A 467-nucleotide genomic window follows, 5' to 3' on the forward strand; every position below is an offset into this window, starting at 1 on the left:
TGAGCACCGCGGCGACCAGCACGTAGAGCACTGTGCAGATCGCGAGCGAGCCGAGGATGCCGATCGGCATGTCGCGCTGGGGCGATTTCGCCTCCTGCGCGGCGGTGGAGACCGCGTCGAAGCCGATGAAGGCGAAGAACAAGCCGCCCGCGCCGCGCACCCCGCCGCTCTCCCCGACAAGGCGGCAGCTTCCGGCATTTCGGGTGGGGGCGCCGGCTTGCGGGCCAGGGGGGTGTTTTCTTCGCCTTCCTCGGCTTCGCCGCGGTCCCCACCGCCGCTCAGGAGGCGCAATCGCCCCAAGGAGACAGTCCGATCGGCCTCCTCGGCTCCGCCGCGATCTGCACAGTGCTCTTCCTGCTGGTCGCCCGGGTGCTCACCGGCGTGGTGCCCTACAAGGACCTCAACGTCCCCGACCCGATCGCTAAGGGCGTCGACGTGATCGGCATCGCCTGGTTCTCGGCGCTGAT

General features: G+C 69.6%; 2 pseudogenes. One reads left to right on the plus strand and one right to left on the minus strand.

The window, feature by feature from the left end:
• Positions 1 to 175: pseudogene (locus tag MKK64_RS27850) on the minus strand (amino acid permease); the annotation flags it as partial.
• Here MKK64_RS27850 and MKK64_RS27855 point away from each other — a divergent pair.
• A pseudogene (locus tag MKK64_RS27855) lies at positions 172 to 467 on the plus strand (amino acid permease); the annotation flags it as partial. The pseudogenes MKK64_RS27850 and MKK64_RS27855 sit on opposite strands and share 4 nt — an antisense overlap.

The sequence above is a fragment of the Methylobacterium sp. E-025 genome (assembly GCF_022829705.1).
Taxonomy (GTDB): domain Bacteria; phylum Pseudomonadota; class Alphaproteobacteria; order Rhizobiales; family Beijerinckiaceae; genus Methylobacterium.